Source organism: Arcobacter caeni, from assembly GCF_003063245.1.
GTDB lineage: Bacteria > Campylobacterota > Campylobacteria > Campylobacterales > Arcobacteraceae > Aliarcobacter > Aliarcobacter caeni.
The window spans coordinates 1-24,394 of record NZ_MUXE01000002.1 but is presented as its reverse complement, the minus strand read 5'-3'; the positions used below and the strand labels follow the sequence as shown (position 1 = coordinate 24,394).

Annotated in this window: 20 protein-coding genes; 17 read left to right on the top strand and 3 right to left on the bottom strand. The window is 27.3% G+C overall.

All coding sequences use genetic code 11. The annotated features are described in order from the left end of the window. The 11 genes from B0174_RS01410 to B0174_RS01360 all read left to right on the top strand — a co-directional run bounded on the left by B0174_RS01410 (position 1) and on the right by B0174_RS01360 (position 14,437). On the top strand, positions 1-507 hold the full coding sequence (locus B0174_RS01410; RefSeq protein ID WP_108557858.1) for a NuoI/complex I 23 kDa subunit family protein: 507 nt from the start codon (positions 1-3) through the stop codon (positions 505-507). Further along, positions 500-1,027 carry an NADH-quinone oxidoreductase subunit J family protein gene (locus B0174_RS01405; RefSeq protein ID WP_108557857.1) on the top strand — a complete coding sequence of 176 codons (528 nt, stop codon included), beginning with the start codon at positions 500-502 and terminating at the stop codon, positions 1,025-1,027. The genes B0174_RS01410 and B0174_RS01405 overlap by 8 nt, the downstream gene beginning before the upstream one ends. Further along, positions 1,024-1,338: an NADH-quinone oxidoreductase subunit NuoK gene (gene nuoK / locus B0174_RS01400; RefSeq protein ID WP_108557856.1), complete on the top strand. Its 315-nt coding sequence runs from the start codon at positions 1,024-1,026 to the stop codon at positions 1,336-1,338. Before B0174_RS01405 ends, nuoK begins: the two co-directional genes overlap by 4 nt. After that, the gene (gene nuoL / locus B0174_RS01395; protein WP_108557855.1) at positions 1,335-3,221 is read left to right on the top strand and encodes an NADH-quinone oxidoreductase subunit L; all 1,887 of its coding nucleotides are present in this window, start codon (positions 1,335-1,337) and stop codon (positions 3,219-3,221) included. Before nuoK ends, nuoL begins: the two co-directional genes overlap by 4 nt. A gap of 1 nt (position 3,222) precedes the next feature. Next, positions 3,223-4,710, top strand: a complete 1,488-nt coding sequence (locus tag B0174_RS01390; RefSeq protein WP_108557854.1) for a complex I subunit 4 family protein — start codon at positions 3,223-3,225, stop codon at positions 4,708-4,710. Further along, positions 4,707-6,227, top strand: coding sequence for an NADH-quinone oxidoreductase subunit N (locus tag B0174_RS01385; RefSeq protein ID WP_108557853.1), 1,521 nt, complete (start codon positions 4,707-4,709; stop codon positions 6,225-6,227). The genes B0174_RS01390 and B0174_RS01385 overlap by 4 nt, the downstream gene beginning before the upstream one ends. Positions 6,228-6,437: 210 nt before the next feature. Next, positions 6,438-7,238 carry a fumarate reductase cytochrome b subunit gene (locus tag B0174_RS01380; RefSeq protein WP_108557852.1) on the top strand — a complete coding sequence of 267 codons (801 nt, stop codon included), beginning with the start codon at positions 6,438-6,440 and terminating at the stop codon, positions 7,236-7,238. Beyond that, positions 7,238-9,223, top strand: coding sequence for a fumarate reductase flavoprotein subunit (locus B0174_RS01375; protein WP_108557851.1), 1,986 nt, complete (start codon positions 7,238-7,240; stop codon positions 9,221-9,223). The genes B0174_RS01380 and B0174_RS01375 overlap by 1 nt, the downstream gene beginning before the upstream one ends. Further along, on the top strand, positions 9,223-9,954 hold the full coding sequence (locus tag B0174_RS01370; RefSeq protein WP_108557850.1) for a fumarate reductase iron-sulfur subunit: 732 nt from the start codon (positions 9,223-9,225) through the stop codon (positions 9,952-9,954). Before B0174_RS01375 ends, B0174_RS01370 begins: the two co-directional genes overlap by 1 nt. A 101-nt stretch (positions 9,955-10,055) precedes the next feature. Further along, positions 10,056-12,410 carry a dynamin family protein gene (locus B0174_RS01365; protein WP_108557849.1) on the top strand — a complete coding sequence of 785 codons (2,355 nt, stop codon included), beginning with the start codon at positions 10,056-10,058 and terminating at the stop codon, positions 12,408-12,410. Next, positions 12,410-14,437, top strand: coding sequence for a dynamin family protein (locus B0174_RS01360; RefSeq protein WP_108557848.1), 2,028 nt, complete (start codon positions 12,410-12,412; stop codon positions 14,435-14,437). The genes B0174_RS01365 and B0174_RS01360 overlap by 1 nt, the downstream gene beginning before the upstream one ends. A 24-nt stretch (positions 14,438-14,461) precedes the next feature. Here B0174_RS01360 and B0174_RS01355 read toward each other — a convergent pair whose 3' ends face one another. Further along, complete coding sequence (locus B0174_RS01355) at positions 14,462-15,535, bottom strand: GGDEF domain-containing protein (RefSeq protein ID WP_165790373.1); 1,074 nt, start codon at positions 15,533-15,535, stop codon at positions 14,462-14,464. 56 nt (positions 15,536-15,591) lie between these two features. Between B0174_RS01355 and B0174_RS01350 the strand changes: the two genes are divergently transcribed. The 4 genes from B0174_RS01350 to B0174_RS01335 all read left to right on the top strand — a co-directional run bounded on the left by B0174_RS01350 (position 15,592) and on the right by B0174_RS01335 (position 18,240). Next, positions 15,592-16,083: a YgjP-like metallopeptidase domain-containing protein gene (locus B0174_RS01350; RefSeq protein WP_108557846.1), complete on the top strand. Its 492-nt coding sequence runs from the start codon at positions 15,592-15,594 to the stop codon at positions 16,081-16,083. 84 nt (positions 16,084-16,167) lie between these two features. After that, on the top strand, positions 16,168-17,280 hold the full coding sequence (locus B0174_RS01345; protein ID WP_108557845.1) for a glycosyltransferase: 1,113 nt from the start codon (positions 16,168-16,170) through the stop codon (positions 17,278-17,280). Between the two features lie 71 nt (positions 17,281-17,351). Beyond that, positions 17,352-17,915, top strand: a complete 564-nt coding sequence (locus B0174_RS01340; RefSeq protein ID WP_108557844.1) for an HPP family protein — start codon at positions 17,352-17,354, stop codon at positions 17,913-17,915. 97 nt (positions 17,916-18,012) lie between these two features. Then, the gene (locus tag B0174_RS01335) at positions 18,013-18,240 is read left to right on the top strand and encodes a hypothetical protein (protein WP_108557843.1); all 228 of its coding nucleotides are present in this window, start codon (positions 18,013-18,015) and stop codon (positions 18,238-18,240) included. A 55-nt stretch (positions 18,241-18,295) separates the two neighbouring features. Here B0174_RS01335 and recQ read toward each other — a convergent pair whose 3' ends face one another. Both recQ and B0174_RS01325 read right to left on the bottom strand, forming a co-directional pair. Next, complete coding sequence (gene recQ / locus B0174_RS01330; RefSeq protein ID WP_108557842.1) at positions 18,296-20,401, bottom strand: DNA helicase RecQ; 2,106 nt, start codon at positions 20,399-20,401, stop codon at positions 18,296-18,298. Between the two features lie 4 nt (positions 20,402-20,405). Beyond that, positions 20,406-21,743, bottom strand: coding sequence for a L,D-transpeptidase (locus tag B0174_RS01325; RefSeq protein WP_108557841.1), 1,338 nt, complete (start codon positions 21,741-21,743; stop codon positions 20,406-20,408). A gap of 167 nt (positions 21,744-21,910) precedes the next feature. Here B0174_RS01325 and B0174_RS01320 point away from each other — a divergent pair, with 167 nt between their 5' ends. Continuing rightward, positions 21,911-23,134, top strand: coding sequence for a MotA/TolQ/ExbB proton channel family protein (locus B0174_RS01320; protein WP_108557840.1), 1,224 nt, complete (start codon positions 21,911-21,913; stop codon positions 23,132-23,134). Between the two features lie 6 nt (positions 23,135-23,140). Continuing rightward, positions 23,141-24,151 (top strand): OmpA family protein, encoded by a 1,011-nt coding sequence (locus B0174_RS01315; protein WP_108557839.1) that lies wholly within the window; start codon positions 23,141-23,143, stop codon positions 24,149-24,151. The last annotated feature ends 243 nt before the right edge of the window (positions 24,152-24,394 follow it).

Here is a 24,394-nt window from a genome sequence, read left to right as displayed (position 1 = left end):
ATGGGAATAAAAGTAGTACCAAGATATGGTAAATCATTTAAAGATAAATTATACCTTCCAGCAATTGCTGGAGGAATGAAAACAACTTTTAAACATTTTGTTAAAAATTTCAAAGATATAGATAATTTAAAAACTATGGCTTATCCAGAGGTTCAGCCAACTGATTTAAATGAGAGATACAGAGGTGTTCATAGACTTACAAAACATGAAAATAACACAGAAAAATGTGTTGCTTGTTTTATGTGTGCAACTGCATGTCCTGCTGATTGTATTTTTATTGAAGCTGAAGAAAGATTTGATGGATATGATGAAAAAAGACCAAAAGAGTTTAAAATTGACCTTTTAGAGTGTGTATTTTGTGGATATTGTGTTGAGGCATGTCCTTGTGATGCAATTAGAATGGATACTGGAATTTTTTCATTTACATCTAGTAAAAGAGAAGATTTTGTATTAGATAAAAAAGCTTTAATGGCAAATGAAAGATCAAAGGATTTGAACAATGGCTGATTTAGTTTTTATTGCTTTAGCATTTTTAGCAATTAGTGGAGCAATTGCTATGATTATATATAGAAATCCTATGTATAGCGCACTTGGAATTTTAATTACAATGTTAAGTGTTGCTGGAATGTTTGCTTTGTTAAATGCAACATTTTTATTTTTAGTACAAATTATAGTTTATGCTGGTGCAATTATGACTCTAATTTTATTTATATTAATGTTCTTAAATATAAAAGAAGAGGATTTACCAAAAGAACCAAATAAATACAAATTTATGGTTCTTGGCGCTTTTATTATGATCCCATTAAATGTACTTGTACTAAAAGCTGTTTCAAAATTACCTGCAAAAGATTTAAGTATTAGTGACACAAATTTTGGAGATATAAAACCAATAGGACTTGAACTTTATAATAATTGGTTTATCGCTTTTGAATTAATTTCTATTTTATTATTAATTGCCCTTATAGGTTCTGTTGTACTTGCAAAAAAAAGAAAATCAAAACTCAATAACAAAGGAGAGCAATTATGATTTCATTAACATCTTATGCTTTTGTTTCAATGATGTTGTTCTCTATTGGAGTAATTGGAGTAGTTTCTAGAAGAAATATCTTTGTTATTTATATGTCAATTGAACTAATGTTAAATGGAGTAAATCTATTTTTAGTTACATTTGCAAGATACCATTTTAACATGGATCCACAAGTTATTACTATCATGGTTATTTCAATTGCTGCTGCTGAAGCTGCAATATTTTTATCTGTAATAATCTTATTATATAGATCAAGAAAATCTTTAGATACAGATATTTTCACAACTCTTACACAAGGTGAGAAATCATGAATACACAATTATTAGTATGGATTATCTTAGCACCATTATTGGGTGCAATTGTAAGTGGTTCACTTTATTTTTATCATATAAAAAAAGCGAAAGTTGCTGATATTTATTTTTCTTTAATTGGAACAATAACTCCTTTTATCTCTTTTGTAATCACTTTTTGTCTATTTTTAAGAATGTATAATGAAAAAATTATATTTAAACAACAACTTTTTACTTGGCTTAATGTTGATAAATTAAATATTGAAATGGCCTTTTTAGGGGATAATCTTTCAATATTTATGTCAATGTTTGTGACTTTTGTTGGTTGGCTAATTCATATTTATGCAGTTGGATATATGAAAGGTGATAGTGGATATGGTAAGTTCTTTGCTTACTTTAACTTATTTTTAGCTTCTATGTTAATTTTAGTTCTTGCTAATAATCCAATTATTTTATTTATTGGTTGGGAAGGTGTTGGAGTTTGTTCATACCTTTTAATTAAGTTTTATTATGGAAAGTCTGAAAATGTACTTGCAGCAAATAAAGCTTTTATTGCAAATAGAGTTGGGGATTTTGGTTTTTTATTAGGGGTTGTAACACTATTTTTTGCTTTAGGACAAGTTGATTTATCATTTGATTCTATTGAAGCAAATTTGGGTAATGTATCTAATGAATTATTACTTCTTTCAGGCTTTTTATTATTTGTAGGAGCAATGGGAAAATCTGCACAAGTTCCACTTTATGTGTGGCTTCCAGATGCGATGGCAGGACCTACTCCAATTTCAGCTTTAATTCACGCAGCTACTATGGTTACTGCTGGGGTTTATATGGTTGCAAGATTTCACTTTTTATATGTTGGAATCGAGCAAGTAGGAATATTTATAGCTTATATTGGTGCATTTTCAGCTTTATTTGCTGCAATCATTGCAACTAGACAAACAGATATTAAAAAAATTCTTGCTTATTCAACTATGAGTCAATTAGGATATATGTTTATAGCTGTTGGACTTGGTTTTTATTCAACTGGACTTTTCCATGTATTTACTCACGCTTTCTTTAAAGCAATGTTATTCATGGGTGCAGGTGGCGTTATTATGGCACTTCATCATGAGCAAAATATCTTTAAAATTGCACAACATAGAGCAAATCTACCAATTATTGGAACAACATTTTTAATTGGTGTTATTGCAATTTCAGGAATTCCACCATTTTCTGGATTCTTTTCAAAAGATGCAATATTAGCTGCTGCTTTTCAAGAGGGACAATATTTAATTTGGGCAATTGCAATGTTTACAGCATTTTTAACAGCATTTTATATGTTTAGAATGTATTTTATAGTTTTCGTAGCACCCAACCATCATGATGAACATTATGTTTATACATCAAAAACAATCACTATTCCATTGTTAATTTTAGCAATTGGAGCTATTGGAGCTGGTTTTTTAAATCTTCCTACAATATTTGGAGGAAATCATTTTGTGGACTCTTGGTTAGGACAATTACATTCAAAACATATTCATATGGATTATATAACAGAATATGTATTAATGGCTTTATCAGTTATTGTTGCTGCAACTGGAATTATGGCGGCTTATTCTAAATATGCTAATTTTGATGTAAATAAACCAGAAGATGAAACTGGATTAATTGGAAATAAATTTTATATTGATGAGATTTATAATGTTTTATTTGTTCAATCATCGAAAAAATTATCAACATTTATAGATAAAGTTATTGATGAAAAAATAATAGATGCATTTATTATGAATTCATCAATCGGTTTTGTAAATATTGGGAAAAAAGTTGCCATGATACAAAATGCAAATGTTAGATTTTATGCTGCCTTCATGCTAATTGGTATGACTTGTGTATTTATCTACTTATATATCACATTAGGATTATAGTATGAGCTCAGATATACTTTCATTTATTATATTTTTACCAGCAGTTGTAGCACTTGGTTTGATGCTTACAACAAGAGATGTAAATACTATTAGAAATATTGCTTTTTTAACTACTACAGTTATTCTAGCACTTGTGTTAAAAATTTATATTGAATTTGTTCCAAGTGCTGGAATGCAATTTGTTACAAATGTTCCTTGGATTGAAACTTATGGAATAAGTTATTATATTGGATTAGATGGATTTTCTCTTACTATTTTAATGATGATTGCTATTTTAATTCCTACAGCATATTTATTATTATGGGAAGGTAAAACTAAAGGTTATTGGATAAATATGCTTTTAGTACAATCAGGTGTTACTGGAACTTTATTCTCTTTAGACATTGTTCTTTTTTACTTCTTTTGGGAAGTTATGCTTTTACCTGTTTTCTTAATGATTGGTTCTTACGGATTTGGGGACAAAGTATTTACTACAATTAAAGTAACTGTTTATACAATGGCTGGTTCGTTATTGATGTTTATAGCTATTTTATATTTAGGTGTTGCACACTTCAAACAATTTGGAGAATGGTCATTTGCATATGATAGTTTAATGCAAATATCTACAATTCCTTATGATACAAAAGTTTGGTTATTTTTAGCATTTTTAGCAGCTTTTGCCATTAAAATCCCAATTTTTCCACTTCATACTTGGATTATGGAAACATATAAAAATGCTCCAACTGGTGCAGTATTTTTATTATCTTCAATAATGGCAAAACTTGGAGTTTATGCAATTGTTAGATTTATGATTCCAATTTTTCCAGAAATTTATGTTGAGTTTTCAACTTGGTTTGTAGCTATTGGATTATTTGGTTTAGTATACTTTGGAATTGCAGCACTTATGCAAGATGATATTAAAAGAATGTTTGCTTATTCATCAGCATCCCATTTAAGTTTTATTGCTGCTGGTATTTTTTCATTAAATGCTTATGGTATAAATGGGTCTTTATATTTAATAATTGCTCACGCAATTGCAACTGGAGCATTATTTTTACTTGTAGGATTAATGCATGAACAAACAGGATTTAAAACAATTAAAGATTTAGGTGGAATTGCAAAAAAAGCTCCAATCTTTACATTTATTTTTGCAGTTATGTTATTTGCAAATATTGGACTTCCTGGAACTAATGGTTTTGTTTCAGAATTATTAATAATTTTTGGTATATATGAATTTAACCATACATTAGGATATATAGCAGCATTAACTGTTATTATTGGAGCTACTTATATGTTATGGATGTTTCAAAGAGCAATTTTACAAAATAGACCTGAGGGTTCTGTTGAACTTAAAATGAGAGATTTAAAAATAAAAGAAATTATAGGATTAGCTCCTTGGGTAGTTTTAGTATTTTTAATGGGATTTTATCCAGAGATTTTTATGAATAAATTTGAACCAACGGTAACTTATTACTTAAATGATATTTTACACATAGGAGCAGCAAAATGAGTCAATTTTTCTATTTAATACCAGCTTTAACTGTATTAGCTGGTGCTTTAGTACTTATGTTTATGAGCATGTATGAAAAATTTACTGTAAAAAGCTTCATAGTTGTTTCTTCATTTTTTTTATTAATTGCTTTAGGTTTTTCTTTAAGCAATATTAATAGCTCTTATTCTGTGCAACCATTTGAAAGTTTGTTAAATAATGTTTTAACTTTTGATACTTTTTCAAACTTTTTTAATATTTTATTAATTGCAGGAACTTTATTAACTTTATTAATAGGAGAACATTATTTCCAACATAGAAGTTATTTTAAAGGTGAGTTTTTTTCTATTTTATTATTTGCTTTATTTGGAATGATGATTTTAGCTCACGCGAATGAATTAGTTACAGCTTATATTGCACTTGAAATTGCTTCTTTTTCTATTTATATTATGGTGGGATACAATAGTGATGATTCAAAAAGAGTTGAAGCTATTTTTAAATATTTAGTATTAGGTTCGTTTATTGGTGCTTTTTATCTTTTAGGTGTAGTTCTAATTTATGGAGCAACTCAAAGCACAAATTTAGCTACTTTATCAGCATTTATTTTAACTGCTAATTCAGATCAAATGATACTTGTTTATATTGGATTAACTTTAATTTTATTTACATTCTTATTTAAAATAGCTGCATTTCCATTCCAATCTTGGGTTCTTGATGTTTATCGAGGTGCACCAATGGTTATTACTGCTTATATGGCATCAACATTTAAAATTGCTATATTCTCATTCTTTTTACGAATGATATTAAGTTATATTGCTCCAATCATTGATTTCTGGGATGGTATTATTACTATAATTATTGTTTTAACTTTAGTATTTGGTACATGGCTAGCAATTACTCAACAAATCATAAAAAGAATGTTAGCAGCTTCTTCAATTGTTCATACAGGATATGTGCTTTTAGCATTTATTGCTTTAAGTTACAAAGATGGGCAAATTATTAATATTGATTCAGCATATGCAACAATGTTTTATTTAATTGCTTATTTATTATCAGCGCTTGGAGCTTTTGGATTAGCTTCACATATTATTTCAGAAACAAATGTAAAAGTAACTTATGATGATTTTAAAGGTTTAGCAAAACAAAGACCATTTTTAGCAGCAATGATGACCATATTCTTATTTTCACTTGCTGGAATTCCATCAACAATTGGATTTATCGGTAAATTATATGTATTTACTGAAGCTATAAATGCGGGTTACATTGGACTTACAGTAATTGCAATAATTGCAACTATTATTTCTGTTTATTATTATTTTAAACTAATTGCAATGATGTATTTTTATTCTCCACAAGAAGCTTGCATTAGTGAAGAATTTAATGACAAAAGAGTTTCAACTTATGCAATTGCATTTGTTGCTATTCTTACACTTTTAGGTGGAATTGGTTCTGCTATTGTGTTTTTTATTCCAGCAATGAATATTGATGAAATAATAAAATTAACTCAATTTGCAGTTCAATCACTATTTATAAAATAGGCTGTGTTAATAAGTAACATCTGCGTTTCTTATTAATTAATTTTTTTCATAAAATTCTTCTTTATAGAAACCCCTTGACAGGGGTTTCCTCAGATTATTTCCTCTTTTTTTTAACATCATTTTTCATAAAAATATAAAGACATTTGAAGTAGATTTAAGCTATTATATCGCTATTATTCAAAAAAATCTAATTCGCAGAAAGGATAGCAAATGAGTGACCTAATAGAAGGTTATTTGGGGAAAACAGAGGAAGGGAAAAAAAGTAGATTACCTGCAAAACTTGATTTTATGCAAAGTTTTACGGGTGGTTTCTTAGCTTTATTTATGTGGGGACATATGCTTTTTGTCTCGTCAATTTTAATCAGCAAAGATTTTATGTATACAATTACAAAATTCTTTGAAGGTAGTTTTATTTTCAATGAAGGGCAACCAATCATTGTTTCTATTATTGCTTTTATAGTATTTGTAATTTTTATTGTTCATGCAGCTTTAGGAATGAGAAAATTACCTAGTAATTTTAAACAATACCAAGTAATGAAAGCTCACTCTAAAAGTATGAATCACGATGATACAAAACTTTGGTTTATTCAAGCCTTTACAGGTTTTGCAATGTTCTTCATGGGTTCTATTCATTTATATATTATTATGACACATGCAGATGCAATTGGACCAAATGCTAGTTCAGATAGAGTTTGGTCTGAATATATGTGGCCTTTATATATTCTTTTATTATTAGCTGTTGAATTCCATGGAACAATTGGTCTTTATAGATTATGTGTAAAATGGGGATGGTTTGATGGTGAAAATCCAAAAGCTACTAGAAAAACACTTAAAAAAATCAAATGGGCATTAACAGTATTCTTCCTAGTATTAGGTTTTGCATCACTTGCAGCTTATATGAAAATTGGAATGGAAAATGCAGCAAATGGAACAGTTGGTCAAAAATATACTCCAACTGCATGTGTAATAGAATATAAAATTACAAATAAAAGTGTTGGGGGAATTGCATAATGAAAATTAATTACTGTGATGCGTTAGTAATCGGTGGTGGATTAGCTGGTTTAAGAGCTGCTGTTGCTGCGCAAAAAAAAGGTTTAAATACAATCGTTTTATCTTTAGTTCCTGTTAAAAGATCACATAGTGCTGCTGCACAAGGTGGTATGCAAGCATCTTTAGGTAACTCAAAAATGTCTGATGGTGATAATGAAGATTTACACTTTGCTGATACTGTAAAAGGTTCAGACTGGGGATGTGATCAAGAAGTTGCAAGAATGTTTGTACACACTGCACCAAAAGCTATTAGAGAATTAGCAGCTTGGGGGGTTCCTTGGTCAAGAGTTAAAGAGGGATCAAGAGAAGCTGTTATTAATGCTAAAAAAACAACAATTACAGAAGATGCTGATAGACATGGATTAATTACATCAAGAGACTTTGGTGGAACTAAAAAATGGAGAACTTGTTATACAGCTGATGCAACTGGTCACACTATGTTATTTGGTGTTGCAAATGAAGCATTAAGACACAATGTTGATATTAGAGATAGAAAAGAAGCACTTTCACTTATTCATGAAAATGGTAGATGTTATGGAGCAATCGTAAGAGATTTAATTACAGGTGAATTAGAAGCTTATGTTGCAAAAGGTACATGTATCGCAACAGGTGGATACGGAAGAGTATTTAAACAAACTACAAATGCTGTAATTTGTGAGGGTATTGGTGCTGCTATTGCACTTGAAACTGGAATTGCAACTTTAGGAAATATGGAAGCTGTACAGTTTCACCCAACACCAATCGTACCATCAGGAATTTTATTAACTGAGGGTTGTAGAGGAGATGGTGGAATTTTAAGAGATGTTGACGGACATAGATTTATGCCAGATTACGAACCTGAGAAAAAAGAACTTGCTTCAAGAGATGTTGTTTCAAGAAGAATGATTGAACATATTAGAAATGGGAAAGGTGTTCCTTCACCTTATGGTTACCATGTATGGCTTGATATTTCTATTTTAGGTCGTGAGCATATTGAAAAAAATCTAAGAGATGTACAAGAAATTTGTATGATTTTCAACGGTATAGATCCAGCTGATGAGGGTAAAAAAGGTTGGGCGCCAGTTCTTCCAATGCAACATTACTCAATGGGTGGAATTAGAACAAAACCAACAGGTGAATCTCAAAACTTAAATGGTTTATTCTCTTGTGGTGAAGCTTCTTGTTGGGATATGCATGGATTTAATAGACTTGGAGGAAACAGTGTTTCTGAAACAGTTGTTGCAGGTATGATTGTTGGAAATTATTTTGCTGATTATTGTTTATCAAATGATGTAACAATTCCAACTTCTACTGTTCAAAGATTTTTAGATAAAGAAGATAAATATTTAAATGATATTTTAGATTATACTGGAAATGAAGATATTTTTAGAATCAAAAATAGAATGCAAAACTTAATGGATGAAAAAGTTGGAATCTTTAGAGATGGTGTTAACTTAAAAGCTGCAGTTGAGGAACTTGAAGAGTTATTACTTAAAACTAAAAAAATCACTGTTAAATCTAAAGAAAGAGCTGGAAATCCAGAACTTGAAGAAGCTTATAGAGTTCCTAGAATGTTAAAAATAGCACTTTGTGTTGCTAATGGTGCATTATTAAGAACAGAATCAAGAGGAGCTCATTATAGAGAAGACTTCTTAAAAAGAGATGATGCAAACTGGTTAAATAGAACGCTAACTTCTTGGCCAAATGAGAATCAAACTCTTCCAACAATTTCTTATGAAGCATTAGATATTATGACTATGGAATTACCTCCTGCATTTAGAGGATATGGGGCTAAAGGTATGATTATAGAACATGATTTATCAGAAAAAAGACAAGCGCAAGTTGATGAAATTACAGAAAAAATGCAAGCAGAAGGTAAAGATAGACATGAAATCCAACATGCCTTAATGCCATTTGATTTACCTATGAATTATAGAGAAAAAAATGAAAGAGCAGGAGATTTATAATGAGTATTGAAAAAGGTAGAGATATAACAATATCAGTTTTAAAGTTCAATCCAAGATCTAAGGTTTCAAAACCTCATTTCGTGGATTTTCATTTAGAAGAAACTCCTGGTATGACTCTTTTTATTGCATTAATGAAAATTAGAGAAGAAATGGATGCAGATTTATCTTTTGACTTTGTATGTCGAGCAGGAATTTGTGGAAGTTGTGGAATGGTTGTAAATGGTAAACCTACACTTGCATGTAGAACTTTAATTGCAAATTACCCAACAGGTAAATTACAATTAATGCCTATGCCTGCATTTGAACTAATCAAAGATTTATCTGTAAATACAGGTAAATGGATGGATGGGATGTCTAAAAGAGTTGAATCATGGATTCATAATGACCACGAAGCTGATATTACTAAATTAGAAGATAGAATTGAGCCAGAAATTGCTGAACAAACTTTTGAATTAGATAGATGTATTGAATGTGGAATTTGTGTTGCTTCTTGTGGAACTGCATTAATGAGACCTAATTTTGTGGGACCTGTTGGACTAAACAGAGTTGCAAGATTTGAAGTAGATCCTCATGATAAAAGAACTGCTGAAGATTTCTATGAATTAATTGGTGATGATGATGGAATTTTTGGTTGTATGTCTTTAATGGCGTGTGAAGACCATTGTCCAAAACATTTACCATTACAAAATAAAATTGCTTACTTAAGAAGAAAATTAGTAGCACTAAGATAATTTTTACGAAGGATTTCCCCTTCGTAATAAAAATATAAAAAGTTAAATATCATTGGTGATATTTAACTTTTTATATTTTAGGGCAATAATGGAGTGACAAAATGAGTTTAGCAAATGACTATTTCTTACTGTATCACGGTATAACTTTTGAAGTAAATTTAGATTTAGAGCCGATTGAAACAGAAGTAAATGAAGAAATATTTACAATTTATGCTTTAATAATTAGTGCAACAAGAAAAAATTTTGATAAATATTTACCATTAACATCATTCAAAACTTTATGCCAACAATTAAAAGTTAAAAGTCCTTCAAATATAAATGAACTAAATCATTTACAACATATGATAGTAAAGTCTATATTATCGAATAAATCAAAACAAAATATTTCAGTTTTACATTCATCATTTGAATATTTGAAAAGCGAAAATATAATCAATGGTCAAAATTATCATAAATTAATATCTTTATTTGATTATAAAGAGCTGGATTTAGTAGATGAATACACTATAACTTCAAGTAATAAAGTTGATACTGAACTTGAAAAATCATCATTTAAAGAGTTAAAAACAACTGTTGAAGAACTAATATCTCAATTACAAGAGGATATTATAAATGAAGAAATTTCAAAAGAGATTAACGCTACAAAAAACTATTTAAATACTCAAAAATTCTCTATTGGAATTACAGGTGTTATGAATGCTGGTAAATCTACAATGTTAAATGCTTTAATGGGAAGAGAAATCCTAGGAAGTGCTGTTGTTCCAGAAACTGCAAACTTAACTATCGTAAAACATAATCCAACTGATACTGCAAAAGTATATTACTGGAATACCAAAGAATGGGATAGAATTCTAAAATCAGCGGAACAATTAGAATCTATGAGAGAATTTGTAAATGAAACAAATAAAATCTTTGGAGATGATTTAAAAAATTATATTAGACCAACTTCAAGATTTGATGAAATAGATATTAATGATTTATCATCTTATACCTCAGCTGCTGCTAGTGGAAAAAAATGTAACTTAGTAAAGTATGTAGAATTAGGTTCTAAATTAGATTTTTTATCTGATGGAATTGAGATAGTTGACACACCTGGACTTGATGACCCGGTTATTCAAAGAGAAGAGATTACAAAAGAATATATTAGTGCTTGTGATATGATGTTACATCTTATGAATGTATCACAAAGTGCAACTTTAAAAGATGTTGAGTTTATAATTGATGCTGTTTTATATCAAAATATTTCAAAACTTTTAATTGTAATTACAAGAGCAGATACTGTTTCAAAAGAACAATTAGATGAAGTAATTAAATATACAAAATCATCAATTGAAAAACAATTAAAAGCTCAAAATAAAGATTCTCAACTTGATTATATTTTAAAAACTATTAAGTTTATTCCAATTTCTGGAAGAATGGCACTTTTACACAGAACAGGTCATGAACAAGAAGCACTTGATGCTGGATTTACACTTGAACAAACAGGTATTTTAGAAATAGAGCAATATTTAACTGAAACTCTTTTTGGTTCAAACTCACAAAAAGGTGAACTTGTAATTCAATCAGCTAAAAACCAATTACAAAAAATTATTGAAAAACAAATCTCATTTTATAACTATGAATTACAACTTCTTTCAAAATCAAAAGATGAATTAGAAATAGAACTTCAAGAGTTTAATAAGAAAAAATCTGTAAATACAAGAATTTTTCAAGCGATGAGTGAAGATATAACTTATTACAGAAATGATACAAGAGATTACACAAACTCATTAGAAACTTTTTTACAAAGTGAACTTATAGATTTACAAACTGTTATAAAACAAAGAGTTGTGGGAGATGTTCGATATTCTTTTGAAAAAATTAAAAAAAGACCAGAAAACACAAGAATAAGAGTAATTGTTGAAACTGCAATAAAAGATGGAATTATTGATGTAATTAGAGATTATAGATATAAATTTATCAAGAAATCTCAATCTATTGGGGAACAATGTGAACAAAAATATCAAGATTTAGGTTTCTCAATAGGACATAAAAATGAAAATTTTGATGCAAGAGGATTTTTTCAAGATGATTTTAAATCTGGATTTTTAACTTCAAATAATGAAGTTTTAATTTCACAAATAATAGATGCTGTATCAAAATCGAAAGATACTAAATTAAATGAATTAGATAGAGAAATAGAGTTACTTATTAAATATCAATTTACTTCAATAGAAGAAGATATAAAAGCAAAAGCAAAAAAAGTAAGTAGTCTTTTAATTGAATCATTTTTTATGACACTAAATGCTCCACTAAAATCATTTGAACAAAAACTTAAAAATGATGAGGAATTACTTCAAAATCAAATTAGTTCGTTTGAAGAAAATGATAAAAATAGAGCTCAATTATCAATTGATATTCACAAAAATATTAAAAAATTTGAAAATATTTCAACAACAATAAAAGGATTATACTAATGAGTGCAAATTTAAATATCCTAAAAAGTTTTGTTAATGAATATAAAGATACTTACTCTTTACAAGAAGTTGTTTATGAAGATGGTTTAGTTGGGGATATTAAAAAAATTCAAACAAAATTACTTGATGAAAAATTTCTGCCATCAAATCAGCTTGAAAGTATTTTAAAAAAACAAATAAGACGAGCAAGATACCCAATGGAAATTGCAATTACAGGACAATTTTCTTCTGGGAAATCAACTTTTTTAAATGCCCTACTTTCAAGAAATATTTTACCAACAGGAATTACTCCTGTTACTTCAAAAGTAAATTTTATAAATTATGGGGAAGAGTATAAACTAAAAATTACTTATTATTCAGGCGCTCAAGAATTTGCTCCAATTGAATCAATTGCAGATTTTACAGACCAAAGACAAGATGAAATGAAAGATATAAAATATCTTACACTTTATGCTCCAATGGATATTTTAAAAGATATTTCATTTGTTGATACTCCAGGACTTAACTCTCAATCTCAAAGTGATACAGAAACAACACGAAAAGTTTTAAGAGATGTTGGAGGAATTATTTGGCTAACTTTGATTGATAATGCAGGAAAATTATCAGAAGCAGAAGTTCTTGATGAATATATGCAACACTTTAAAAACAAATCTTTATGTGTTTTAAATCAAAAAGACAAACTTACTCCTGAACAGGTTGAGACTACTACAAATTATGTAAAAGAAAAATTTGGGAAATATTTTGCACAAGTTACTCCTATTTCTGCAAGAATGGCACTTGAATCAAGAGCTTTACAAAAAAATGTATTACTTAAGGATTCTTTTGATGCAATTACAAAAGAGTTTAAAAAAGAATTAAATAATAACATTGGTGTTTCATCATTGGAATTTTTCAAAGATTCATTTGAAGAATTTCACAAAAAAGTTGAAGAAATTAATTCAAAAGATATGTCAAATGATATGAAACTTTTAAAAGAATCAAATATCAATGAAGTTTTATCATTTATTGAAAACACGATTAGACCACAAGCTGCTGAAGCAAAAGAGTTTGCAATTAAAAAAGATTTAAGAGGTATTTGTGATATTTTAATAAAAGAGTATGAAACTATTACAAAAATTTATGATGCATTAATTGAAGTTTTAAAAAATTGTGAGAATAATGTTATTGAACATTTTGAAAATATTTATAAGAAAAATTCAAAAGAACTATTTAATATTTACAATTCTCTTGAATCTATTATGGAAAAAATTGCCCATGAAACTTATAAGGGAATAAAAAAAAGAACAAATAACAGATTTGAAGAAACAAAAAGTTTTATAGGTTCAAAAATTGAAAAATATGATTATGAAACTTACTGGATTGATTCAGATAGTATTTATAAAAAGCTTTTTTATGACGACCAAACTGTTGATAAAATGTTCAAAAGATCTATCAAACTTCTAAAAAATATCGAACTTGATACAGATGAAGCATTTAGAGATGCTTATAATATTATCAAAAACGAAGTTACCAAATGGCAAGAACCTTATGAACTTATTAGAAAACAAAGGGAAATTAGTTCAGATTTAGAATTCTCAAATACAAGACACTTTGCTGCAAAAGTTTATGAAAATGTTTTAAAAACTTACCATACAGCTATTTTAGAAAATATTTCAGCGATTAGAAAAAAATTTGCTTATTTTAATGGAGCATTGTCATATTCATATATTCAAACAACACAAGCTACTATTGCACACTTTGAACAACAAATCTTAGAATCTGAAGAGTTATATAAAAAAGAACCAGCTAAATTTTCTATTACTCATCCAAGAGAAGATGAAATTGTTGTAAAGTTAAAAGCAAACTTTGGATTTGAAAAAATTGAAGATTTTTTAACTTCAAAAAGAAACTACTTATTCAAAATTGTAAAATATTCAAAAGAGCAATATTTAGAAATAAATGAAGATAGAATCAATTTTGTAAGATCAAGAAAAGAACAGTATTTAGAAAAAATTAAAGATTTAGAGAAGATTAAAGAAGAGATTTAATTCTCTTCAAATTACTTTTATACACTAAACTATTGTAACTTTATTTCTACCACTATTTTTTGATTGATAAAGTGCTTTATCAACCCTTTTAAAGATAGTATCTTTTGTATCATCTGGATTAAACATAGTAGCACCTATACTAATAGTAAATTTATGGCTTATCTTAGAATCAAAGGCTTCAACTTGAAGTCTAATTTTATTTGCTAGTTTTTCTAAATTTTCTTTTTTTATTTCTTTTACAAAAATTACGAACTCTTCTCCACCAATTCTAAAAAGCATATCAGTTTTTCTAATAGTTTCTTCTAAAATTAATACCAATTCTTTTAACACCAAATCTCCAGTATCATGTCCATAAGTATCATTTATATCTTTAAAAAAATCTATATCTAGAAATAAAAATGCTGTATTATTTTTAGCTCTTTTATTTAATTCCAATTCAAAACATAGTGCTTCATTGTACATGTTCCTATTTTTTATATTTGTTAAAGGATCAGTAGTTGATAGAATTTCTAGTTTATTTCTTATTTTTTTATTTATTAGATAAATTATAAATACTATTAAGAAAAAATCAATCAAAAAAATAAAAAATGTATTTTTTAACATATCTGTTTTTTTTGATGATAGTATTGAAACAGTGTACAATGCATCTTCTGAAAGATTCCAAATATACTCACTTTGTGCAATTAAGCTTGATTTATCAATACCTTGTTTTGTTAAGTGATAAGTAAAAATTAATTCTTTTAAAACTTTCCATTCTCTTTGTAATAACTCTAATTTTGAAACAAAGGTAATCATTTTATCATTTACTAATTTGTATTTTTCTTCCATAAAAAACTCATTAAATATAGAATCAATATTTGATATATATTCAGTAGTGTCTTTATTATCTAATTCAAGTTTAATGACTCTTTGTATACCACCTCTTATCATTCCACTTTTATTTATGAGCGTTGCATCATTTTCCATTTCAAGAATTGAATATTCTACAAAAAAAGAGTTTCCAATAATAATAAAAATATGAATAGATACTATTAATATTAATATAAGTCCAATACCAAGTTTTTTACCAATTTGATTAAAGATATATTTTAATTGCATAAAATTTCCTGATATTATATAAGGGCGCATTGTAGCACAATAGGTTATAATTATTTATGAAATATATAAACCATTACCCAAAAGATTTACAAGATAAAATCAGAGTTTTGATTGAAAAAGAAAAATTATCTTCTTATATTAAAACAAAATATCCAACAGCACACACATACACAAATGACAAATCTTTGTATTCCTATGTGATGGATTTTAAAAACGAATACTTTAAAAAATATCAAGTTTCAAAAGTAATGTACGATGGAAAAATAAATGTAATCAACAATGCTTTAGGAATGCACAGTATTATTTCAAGAGTTCAAGGTGGCAAACTAAAATCAAAAAATGAGATTAGAGTTGCCTCAGTTTTTAAAAATATGCCTGAAGAGTTTTTGGAAATGATTGTTGTTCACGAACTCTCTCACTTCAAAGAAAAAGAACACGATAAAGCTTTTTATAATCTTTGCACTTTTGTAATGCCCTCTTATCATCAAGTTGAGTTTGATTTGAGAGTTTATTTAACACATGTTGATTTATTTGGTAAACTTTATTAATTTTTATACAAAAATAACTAAAATGCTTTTTTGTTGCAACACTTAAATGTTAAAATGTTCGAAAGAATTTTAAAGGAAGTTATTATGAATAAGTTTTTATATATTACCGACCAAGATGAATATGCTGACCATAGTTTTATTGGTCCTTTATTTCAAAAGTATTTAACAAAACATTTTGATATAAATACAACTTTTTTCTCTAAAGAAAAAACGACTGTTGAAATAAAAGAAGATGGAAGAATCATTATTCCAGAAAAATCAAAAAGTCATATTCTTCAAGAATTAGAGAAAAATGGAATAAATCTAAATGAATATCAATTTATTGTAGTTAGAAATAGTATTGATTTGTTAAAAGAAGTATTAAAACAAAAACTAAAATATAACTTCAAAGTTGGATTTAGACTATCTTTTCCAAAAAGAATTGCAAAACTTGAAACAGATTTGGCAAATAATAAAAAATCAATTCTTGATATTATAAGTAATAAAATTCAAACATATAATGAAGTTAGTTTAATAAACGAATGTGATATTTTTCTTCCAACTTCTTTTCAAATGAAAAATGATTATTTCAAAGATGTAAAAACTAGAACATTTGTAATTCCATCTGCTATTGATCCTGATGTTTTACATGAAAACATCCAACATGAAGGAAATGAAAAAAGATTTTTTTATGCAGGAACTTTAGATAAATTGAGAGAATTTGAAACAATTTTAGAAGCTTTTAGTCTTATAAATACTTCAAATTTCAAACTAATGATTTCTACAAAAGATCCCGAATTTTTAGATAATTTACTAATTGATTTTCCAAACTTAAAAAATAATATTGAAATATATGATGCAAAAACAAGAAAAGAGTTATTAAACTTAATTTCACTTGCTGATGTTGGATTATCTCCACTTCCTGATATTGCATTATTTAGTAGTTCAACACCTATGAAAGTTTTAGATTATTATTCAAGTGCAGTTCCATGTATCATGAGTAACAATGAAAATAATGCTTCAATTTTTGAAGATAATACAAGTGCTTGGTTTACAAATTTTGATAAAAAATCAATTCAAGACAAACTAGAACATATTATCTCATTATCAAAAGATGAAATTACACAAGTTGGAATAAATGGTCAAAAAAGACTTTTAGCCGTAAGAAACTATGAAAGAATTGCAGCAGATTTAGCTCATCAATTAAATATTCTATAATTTGATTAAAATCAGGAAATAAATTCTATTTTTTTGTTAATATTTGACTTATTTAAATTTAAAGAAATAGAATGAAAAAATTTTTTAAACAATTCAAAAAAGTAAACTCAGAACCTTTAGAAAAAGCAAATATTATTTGGTCTTGGTTAGGTTCTTTTTTGGGAATATTAGCCATATCTTATTTTCATAGTGATTTTTTAGATGACACTGATTTAACTTTGGTTATTGGCTCTTTTGGAGCTAGTGCGGTTTTAGTTTATGGAGCAGTTAACTCTCCATTGGCACAACCTAGAAATCTTCTTGGTGGACATATATTATCTGCTATTATTGGTGTTATTTCATATAAACTCTTTTCTTCAAATATTTTATTAGCATCAGCGTTTGCTGTTGCTACTTCAATATTGGTAATGCAACTAACTTTGACACTTCATCCACCTGGTGGAGCAACTGCACTTATTGCTGTAATTGGAAGTACTCAAGTACATGAATTAGGTTTTTTTTATGTTTTAGTTCCTGTTACTTCAGGAGCATTTATATTATTAATAATTGCAGTAATTGTTAATAATATACCAAAACATAGGCATTATCCTGAGTCTTTAAAAGATTATAATAAGAAATGGTTTAGTGACGATTAGAAATAAGATAATTTGTATCCTATATTGATTTAAATCAAGACAATTATTGTCCTATTTATATATACTTTCTTTACAAATTACAAAAAAGGATTTAAATATGAAAAAAATAATTACAATTAGTTTATTAACAGTAGCTTTATTTAATATAGCAAATGCAAATGATAAGTTCGCAGATTTAAGTGAAGACTACCTAAGCACAAAAGCTTCATTAAATGTTAGAACAACTATTGCAAAAGACCCTCAAACAGCTGTTAGCGTTTTGAAAATTTTAGCTCAAGATAGCAATGATGAAGTAAGAGAATATGCAAAGAGAAATTTAAAATAATCAAATAAAAAAATACAATAGAATCGTTTTTCTATTGTATTTTATTCTGTCTATATCAACTTTTATTTGACAAATACTCGTATAAATATAAGTGTTGTCTCAATTGCTTTAAACTATCTAGCTTTATTCCATTTTCAATCCATGTTTTTATTTCATTTGGAATTTCAAGAGGTTTTAGTAATTCTTCTTTTTTTTCGTCTGATATTTTTTTATGCTCACTTAAAACTGTAATATGAGATAAAACAGAAGTAAGTGTCAAATCTCTTATTTGTGCAATTTCTTCAAGACTTTTCCCATCATTTAAAAGTTCATAAGTTTCCAAATATGTTTTTGTTAATTTTTTAGATGGTTCTTTTTTTTCTAATTTCTCACTAAACTCTTCTTTTATTTCTTTACATAAATTTAAAAAAATATCACCATATTTTTCATATTTTACAAGACCAACACCATTTATTTCTAACATTTGTTCTTTTGTAATAGGAAGTTTATTTGCAAACTCTTTTAAAGTTTTATCTCCAAATATCACATAAGCTGGAACTTCACTTTCAAGGGCAATTTCTCTTCTTAAAGTTTTAAATCTTTCAAAAATTAACTCATCAAAACTTAGTTCTATTTCTTCATCTTGAATTTTTGAAGCAATTCCTAATTTATCACTATCAATAAGAAGTTTTTCTTTCCCCTTTAATATTTCTAATCCTAGATTTGTAATCTTTAAAACTCGAAATTCACCCAAAGATAAAGCTTGAATATCAATCAATTTATCAGCAATCGCAACCCATTCATTTTTACTTTTATCAATTCCAAGATTATAAACACTCAGTTTTTCATGCCCAAACTCTAAAAGTTTTTGATTTTTAGAACCTCTTAAAATATCAATAATATGATTTAAACCAAATCTTTGTTCACTTCTGTAAATCGCACTTAAAAGTTTTTGAGCATCCACACTCATATCAACCTGTTCAACTTCACCTTTTGTGCAGTTGTCACATAAAGTTTTGCACTCATTTATTTCATCTTCAAAATAACCTGCAATCATCTTATGACGACAATTATTACTCACACAATATCTATACATAAATTCTAATTTATCAAGCCCTGTTTGTTTGTAAGCATTATCTATGGCTTCTTCAATTTGTATTTTTCTTTTTACCTCATCAGATTTTGAATAAAGCATATAAACATAAGACATTTCACCATCACGACCAGCTCGTCCTATTTCTTGGTAATAATTTTCAAGAGTTTTAGGCAATGAAGTATGAATTACAAAACGAATATTTGATTTATCAATTCCCATTCCAAAAGCGATAGTTGCCACAACAATATCAATCTTTTCATATACGAAATCATTAAAAACTTCGTTTTTTCTATCATTACTTAAACCCGCATGATAAGCTTTTGCACTATAACCGTTTTCACTCAAAAACTCAGCTGTTGATTCGGCTTCTTTTCGTGTAAAAGTGTAGATGATTCCACATAAACCTTTGTGAGTTTTTAGGAAGTTTATAATTTGTGTTTTACCATTTGCAATTCTGGGTTCAACTTTTATATCAATATTATCTCTAACTGTTTTTGCCCTAAAATGTCTTGGACTTTGAAGATTTAAACTCTGAACAATATCAGCTTCAACTTTTTTTGTAGCCGTTGCGGTAAATGCACAAATTGCCGTGTTTGGAAAAAATCTTTTTAATCTATCAAGGTTTCTATATTCAGCCCTAAACTCATGTCCCCAAGCCGAAACACAGTGTGCTTCATCGATAACAAAATAGTTAATATTTATTCGCTGTAAAACTGAGACAAACTCATTTGAAGTAAATCTCTCAGGAGCCACATAGATAAATTTCAATTCACCATTTAAAAGCTTTTGAAGAGTGAAACTATTTTCATCATTTGAAGTTGCAGAACTTATCATTTCAGCACTAATATTCAAATCATTTAAAGCTTTGATTTGGTCTTGCATCAAAGCAATTAAAGGAGAAATTACAACAGTAGTTCCATTCATAAGTAAAGTTGGAAGTTGATAACAAAGTGATTTTCCACCACCTGTTGGCAAAATTGTCAAAACATCTTGTTTATTAAGAATGCAATCAACAACTTCTTCTTGGAAAGAACGAAATGCATCGTGTCCGAAAATATCTTTTAGTATTTGGTATTTTTTATTCATATTATTATTTCAAAATAACTTTTACATCATCCAAACTTTTCAAATCTGAAAACTGATTTAACAAAGTTGCTAATTGTACAACATCGCCATTTTTCATTCTAATACATCCTGCTGATTCATTTGTTCCAATTGTTTTTTCATTTAGAGTTCCGTGAATTCTATATGTACTTTTTCCGTCTACTTCATGGGTAAGATTTATTTTTGCAGCGCCCATATAATTGTATTTGTCTCCAGGAAGAACTGCATTTGGAAGATTTATTCCTCTTTTTTTGAAACTTTGTTTAGTATTTTCAGTTGGATACCAAATTGGATTTAATGATATTTTAGAAACTTTTCCAATACCAAAAGGTTTTTCAATATTATCTTTTCCAGTTGATACAATATAGTTTTTTATCTCTTTGTATTCATTATCTATTTTTGCTTTTAAACTCATTGTGTTTTTTACAGAATCAACTTCTATTAAAATTTCTTCATATTTTGCCACATTTGAAAGAGGATTTGTATTATCTTCTTTTTTTATTTTAGTTTTTTCTACTAATTTTTCAAGCTTTACGGGTTTCTCAATCTTTTGTATTTTTTCTACTTTTTCATAAGTAGTTATTCTTTGAACTTTTTCAATAGTATCAACAAGTTTCTCAACTTTTGGAGCTTCTACAACTTTCTTGATTTCTTTAGGTTTTTCAGGCTCTTTTGGTTTTTCAACTTTTACAGAAGCTTTTTTTGACTCTTTTTGCTCATCTGCTTCATCAAACTCATCCATACTTATTTGTCTTAATTCTTCAATGTATTCTAACTCTTGTTTTGAATAAACAACTGGTTTTTTCCATTTTTTTACAGGTTCACCATTAAGTTTTTGTCCTTCTTCAAAAGGATATGATTGTACTAATTGTAGCTCTTCAGCTTTTGGATAAGTTGAAATTAAATCTATTACTTTTTCACTTTTTTTAGTTTTATTTTTTATAGGTTCATTATTCATCACCAGCTCCTCAATAGGAGTATTTAAATCAATAACTTGTTCATTTTTTAGCTTTGAAGTTATTACTTCATTTGATATTTTCTTTACAAAAGGCATTTGTTTTTTCACATATAATGATGCACTTTTTATAGCATATTTTGCTGTATTTTCATCTGCAAAAATCCCAATATTTGTTGAATATTTTTCATTTTCTTTTACTATAAAAACATCTAATTTTACATTTTCTGCTAAAACTTTATATTTACAAGTTAGTGCATTTTCAAGGCTTGAAGTTGCGCAAACTGCAATTGTATATTTTTCATTTGCTGCATAAACAGATGAAATACTGCTAAGCATAAATAATAAAGGTAAAACTTTTTTTATCATAATTTTACTTATTCCCTATTTGAGTCGTTTTGTTATTTTACCTTTTAATTCTTATAACTTGCAAAATAACTTATAATATTGAATAAAATAATAAAATCTTTGTGTTATGAAATAATAAATATGCTAAACTTGCAGATTAATTCAAACCAGTTTTATAAGGAATATTTATGTTATCAAACGACAATTTAATTGACTTAAGTTCAATTAAACATCAGACAACTTGCAAACCAATTTCAAGAATATTTACTCTACTTACAATTCCTACTGCTTTATTTGCAATAATTATTTTATGTTATTTAGGAAAATTACCACTAAAAGTAGAAATTCATAGCGTTATTTTAATAGGATTTATTTATTTTATTTATTTATTTTTTGTAATTCACAATGCTTATTATGTTTCATGCAAATTTAAAACTCAATATACTTCTATGTTTTTTTCTTTAAAAGAATATGTTGATAATAATTTATTGACAATTGAAAATTCTACAAAAGCAAATGGAAGTTTTGATGACTTTTTAAAAGACTACACAAGTAATTTAAGAAATACAAATTTTTCATCAATTGCATCAGGAATTTTCCCAACACTTGGGATTTTAGGAACTTTTATCTCTATTGCACTTAGTATGCCTGATTTTTCATCTGGGACTACAACTGCTCTTGAACAAGAAATTTCACATCTTTTAGGTGGAGTTGGAACTGCTTTTTATGTTTCAATTTATGGAATATTTTTATCTATTTGGTGGACTTTTTTTGAAAAAATTGGAATGAGTAGATTTGAACATGATACTTTTTTAATTAAAGAATCAACTAAATCATTTTTTTGGACAAAAATTGATATTGAATCAATTCATATAAAAAGTAATATTGATAATTTCTCTAAAATGTCAGAAATATTTGAAAAATTAACTTCTAGTAATATGATGGAAAATATAAATCATTTAATCGAAAAAAGAGTTGAAATATTAGATGAAATTCTAAAAAAAGAGTTAATTTTATCAACAAAAATTAGTGAAAATATTGATAATAATGAAAAATTATCAATGATGTTAAAAGATATGACTTTAAATATGAGCACAACAATTACAAATTTTGAACAACAAAAAGATTCATATACTCTAAGCGCTCAACTTTTAAATAATAATATTGGAAAATTAAATAGTCATATGGATAATCTAAGTTCAGATAATTTAAAAGCAATTTATACAAATATTGTAAAAAGTATTGAAACTATGAAAAATGATATGGAAAAAATTGAGTGGAAATTTAAACAAGGTTTAGATGAATATGATGCTAAATTTACAGATAAATTACAAAACTCTTTAGAATCAATAGATGAACAAACAGTAAAAATTATAGAAGATTTAACACAATTTAAAGAACTATCAAAGTAGATAAAAATGTACAATAATGAACAAAAAAACGAAGAAAACTTCTGGATTTCTTATGCAGATTTGATGGCTGGATTACTTTTTGTATTTATTTTAGTATTAGGTGCTATTGTAATAAAATATGTTTATACTCAAAGTAATTTAGAAAAAGAAAAAGTTGCATTAAATCAAAGTCAAGAAGAACTTACAAATAAAAATGAAGTATTAAATAAATTAAATGCTTTATTAAAAAATCTTGAAAATGAAAAAGCAGAACTATCTAATCAATTGTCAAAATCAAATGAAACAATTAATCTAAACAATCAAGAACTTCAAAAGTTAAAAGATGTATTACTTGATTATGAGGTAAAAGATAAAGACAAATCAACTGAACTTGAAAATACTAAAAACACTATTTCTTTAAAAGATGAAGAACTAACTGTTCTACTAAATAAATTATTAGAACAAGAAAAAGTTCATCAAAAAACTGTTGAAGAGTTTGATATTACAAAAGCTAAAATCAAAAGTTTAACGGGAATAAAACTAAATGTTATTACAAAACTAAAAGAAAAACTTGGGAAATCTATAAATATTGATGAAAAAAGTGGAGCTATAAAATTCTCTTCAAATATTTTATTTGACCAAGGTGCATATAAATTAAAAGAGGATTCAAAAAAAGAGTTAAATGTAGTACTAAAAAAATATATAACTACACTTCTTGAAGATAAAGAAATCAGAAAATATATTTATGGAATTACTATTGAAGGACACACAAATAGTGATGGTTCATATTTGGGTAACTTACAACTTTCACAACAAAGAGCCTTGGAAGTTATGCAGTTTTTATATGAATCAAATACGATAAATAAAGAATTATTAAATAAATATGTAAGTTCAAGTGGAAAATCATCTTCTGAATTAATTTATAATAAAGATGGTTCTGAAGACAAAGATAATTCAAGAAGAATTGAAATTAAATTTATCATCAAAAACGATGAAGCAGTAAAAGAACTTCAAAATTATTTAGGAGAAAAACAGTAGTGGAAATATTAAAAGAAACACTTTATAACCCTAAAAAACTTGAAACTCTAAGCGCTGATGTAAGGGAAAAACTAAAGAAGAAAAGTAGATTTTCTTTCTTTAGGAAAATTAAAAAGGGGATCGTTCAAAATTTTGTGTCAAACAGGTAAAATAAACAATACCAAAGGACACAAAGATGAAGATAGAAATAGATGTAGAGCAATTTGCTCGTGATATAAAAGCTGGTAAAAGTATCGGTGGAGC

What these genes read in the sequence shown, in the direction of transcription:
- B0174_RS01360 (WP_108557848.1), top strand. Translation starts at nt 12,410, where the DNA reads ATGAGTGCAAATTTAAATATCCTAAAAAGTTTTGTTAATGAATATAAA.
- nuoK (WP_108557856.1), top strand. Translation starts at nt 1,024, where the DNA reads ATGATTTCATTAACATCTTATGCTTTTGTTTCAATGATGTTGTTCTCT.
- B0174_RS01365 (WP_108557849.1), top strand. Translation starts at nt 10,056, where the DNA reads ATGAGTTTAGCAAATGACTATTTCTTACTGTATCACGGTATAACTTTT.
- B0174_RS01370 (WP_108557850.1), top strand. Translation starts at nt 9,223, where the DNA reads ATGAGTATTGAAAAAGGTAGAGATATAACAATATCAGTTTTAAAGTTC.
- B0174_RS01325 (WP_108557841.1), bottom strand. Translation starts at nt 21,743, where the DNA reads ATGATAAAAAAAGTTTTACCTTTATTATTTATGCTTAGCAGTATTTCA.
- B0174_RS01405 (WP_108557857.1), top strand. Translation starts at nt 500, where the DNA reads ATGGCTGATTTAGTTTTTATTGCTTTAGCATTTTTAGCAATTAGTGGA.
- B0174_RS01385 (WP_108557853.1), top strand. Translation starts at nt 4,707, where the DNA reads ATGAGTCAATTTTTCTATTTAATACCAGCTTTAACTGTATTAGCTGGT.
- B0174_RS01355 (WP_165790373.1), bottom strand. Translation starts at nt 15,535, where the DNA reads ATGCAATTAAAATATATCTTTAATCAAATTGGTAAAAAACTTGGTATT.
- nuoL (WP_108557855.1), top strand. Translation starts at nt 1,335, where the DNA reads ATGAATACACAATTATTAGTATGGATTATCTTAGCACCATTATTGGGT.
- B0174_RS01320 (WP_108557840.1), top strand. Translation starts at nt 21,911, where the DNA reads ATGTTATCAAACGACAATTTAATTGACTTAAGTTCAATTAAACATCAG.
- B0174_RS01390 (WP_108557854.1), top strand. Translation starts at nt 3,223, where the DNA reads ATGAGCTCAGATATACTTTCATTTATTATATTTTTACCAGCAGTTGTA.
- B0174_RS01315 (WP_108557839.1), top strand. Translation starts at nt 23,141, where the DNA reads ATGTACAATAATGAACAAAAAAACGAAGAAAACTTCTGGATTTCTTAT.
- B0174_RS01345 (WP_108557845.1), top strand. Translation starts at nt 16,168, where the DNA reads ATGAATAAGTTTTTATATATTACCGACCAAGATGAATATGCTGACCAT.
- B0174_RS01375 (WP_108557851.1), top strand. Translation starts at nt 7,238, where the DNA reads ATGAAAATTAATTACTGTGATGCGTTAGTAATCGGTGGTGGATTAGCT.
- B0174_RS01335 (WP_108557843.1), top strand. Translation starts at nt 18,013, where the DNA reads ATGAAAAAAATAATTACAATTAGTTTATTAACAGTAGCTTTATTTAAT.
- B0174_RS01380 (WP_108557852.1), top strand. Translation starts at nt 6,438, where the DNA reads ATGAGTGACCTAATAGAAGGTTATTTGGGGAAAACAGAGGAAGGGAAA.
- B0174_RS01410 (WP_108557858.1), top strand. Translation starts at nt 1, where the DNA reads ATGGGAATAAAAGTAGTACCAAGATATGGTAAATCATTTAAAGATAAA.
- recQ (WP_108557842.1), bottom strand. Translation starts at nt 20,401, where the DNA reads ATGAATAAAAAATACCAAATACTAAAAGATATTTTCGGACACGATGCA.
- B0174_RS01340 (WP_108557844.1), top strand. Translation starts at nt 17,352, where the DNA reads ATGAAAAAATTTTTTAAACAATTCAAAAAAGTAAACTCAGAACCTTTA.
- B0174_RS01350 (WP_108557846.1), top strand. Translation starts at nt 15,592, where the DNA reads ATGAAATATATAAACCATTACCCAAAAGATTTACAAGATAAAATCAGA.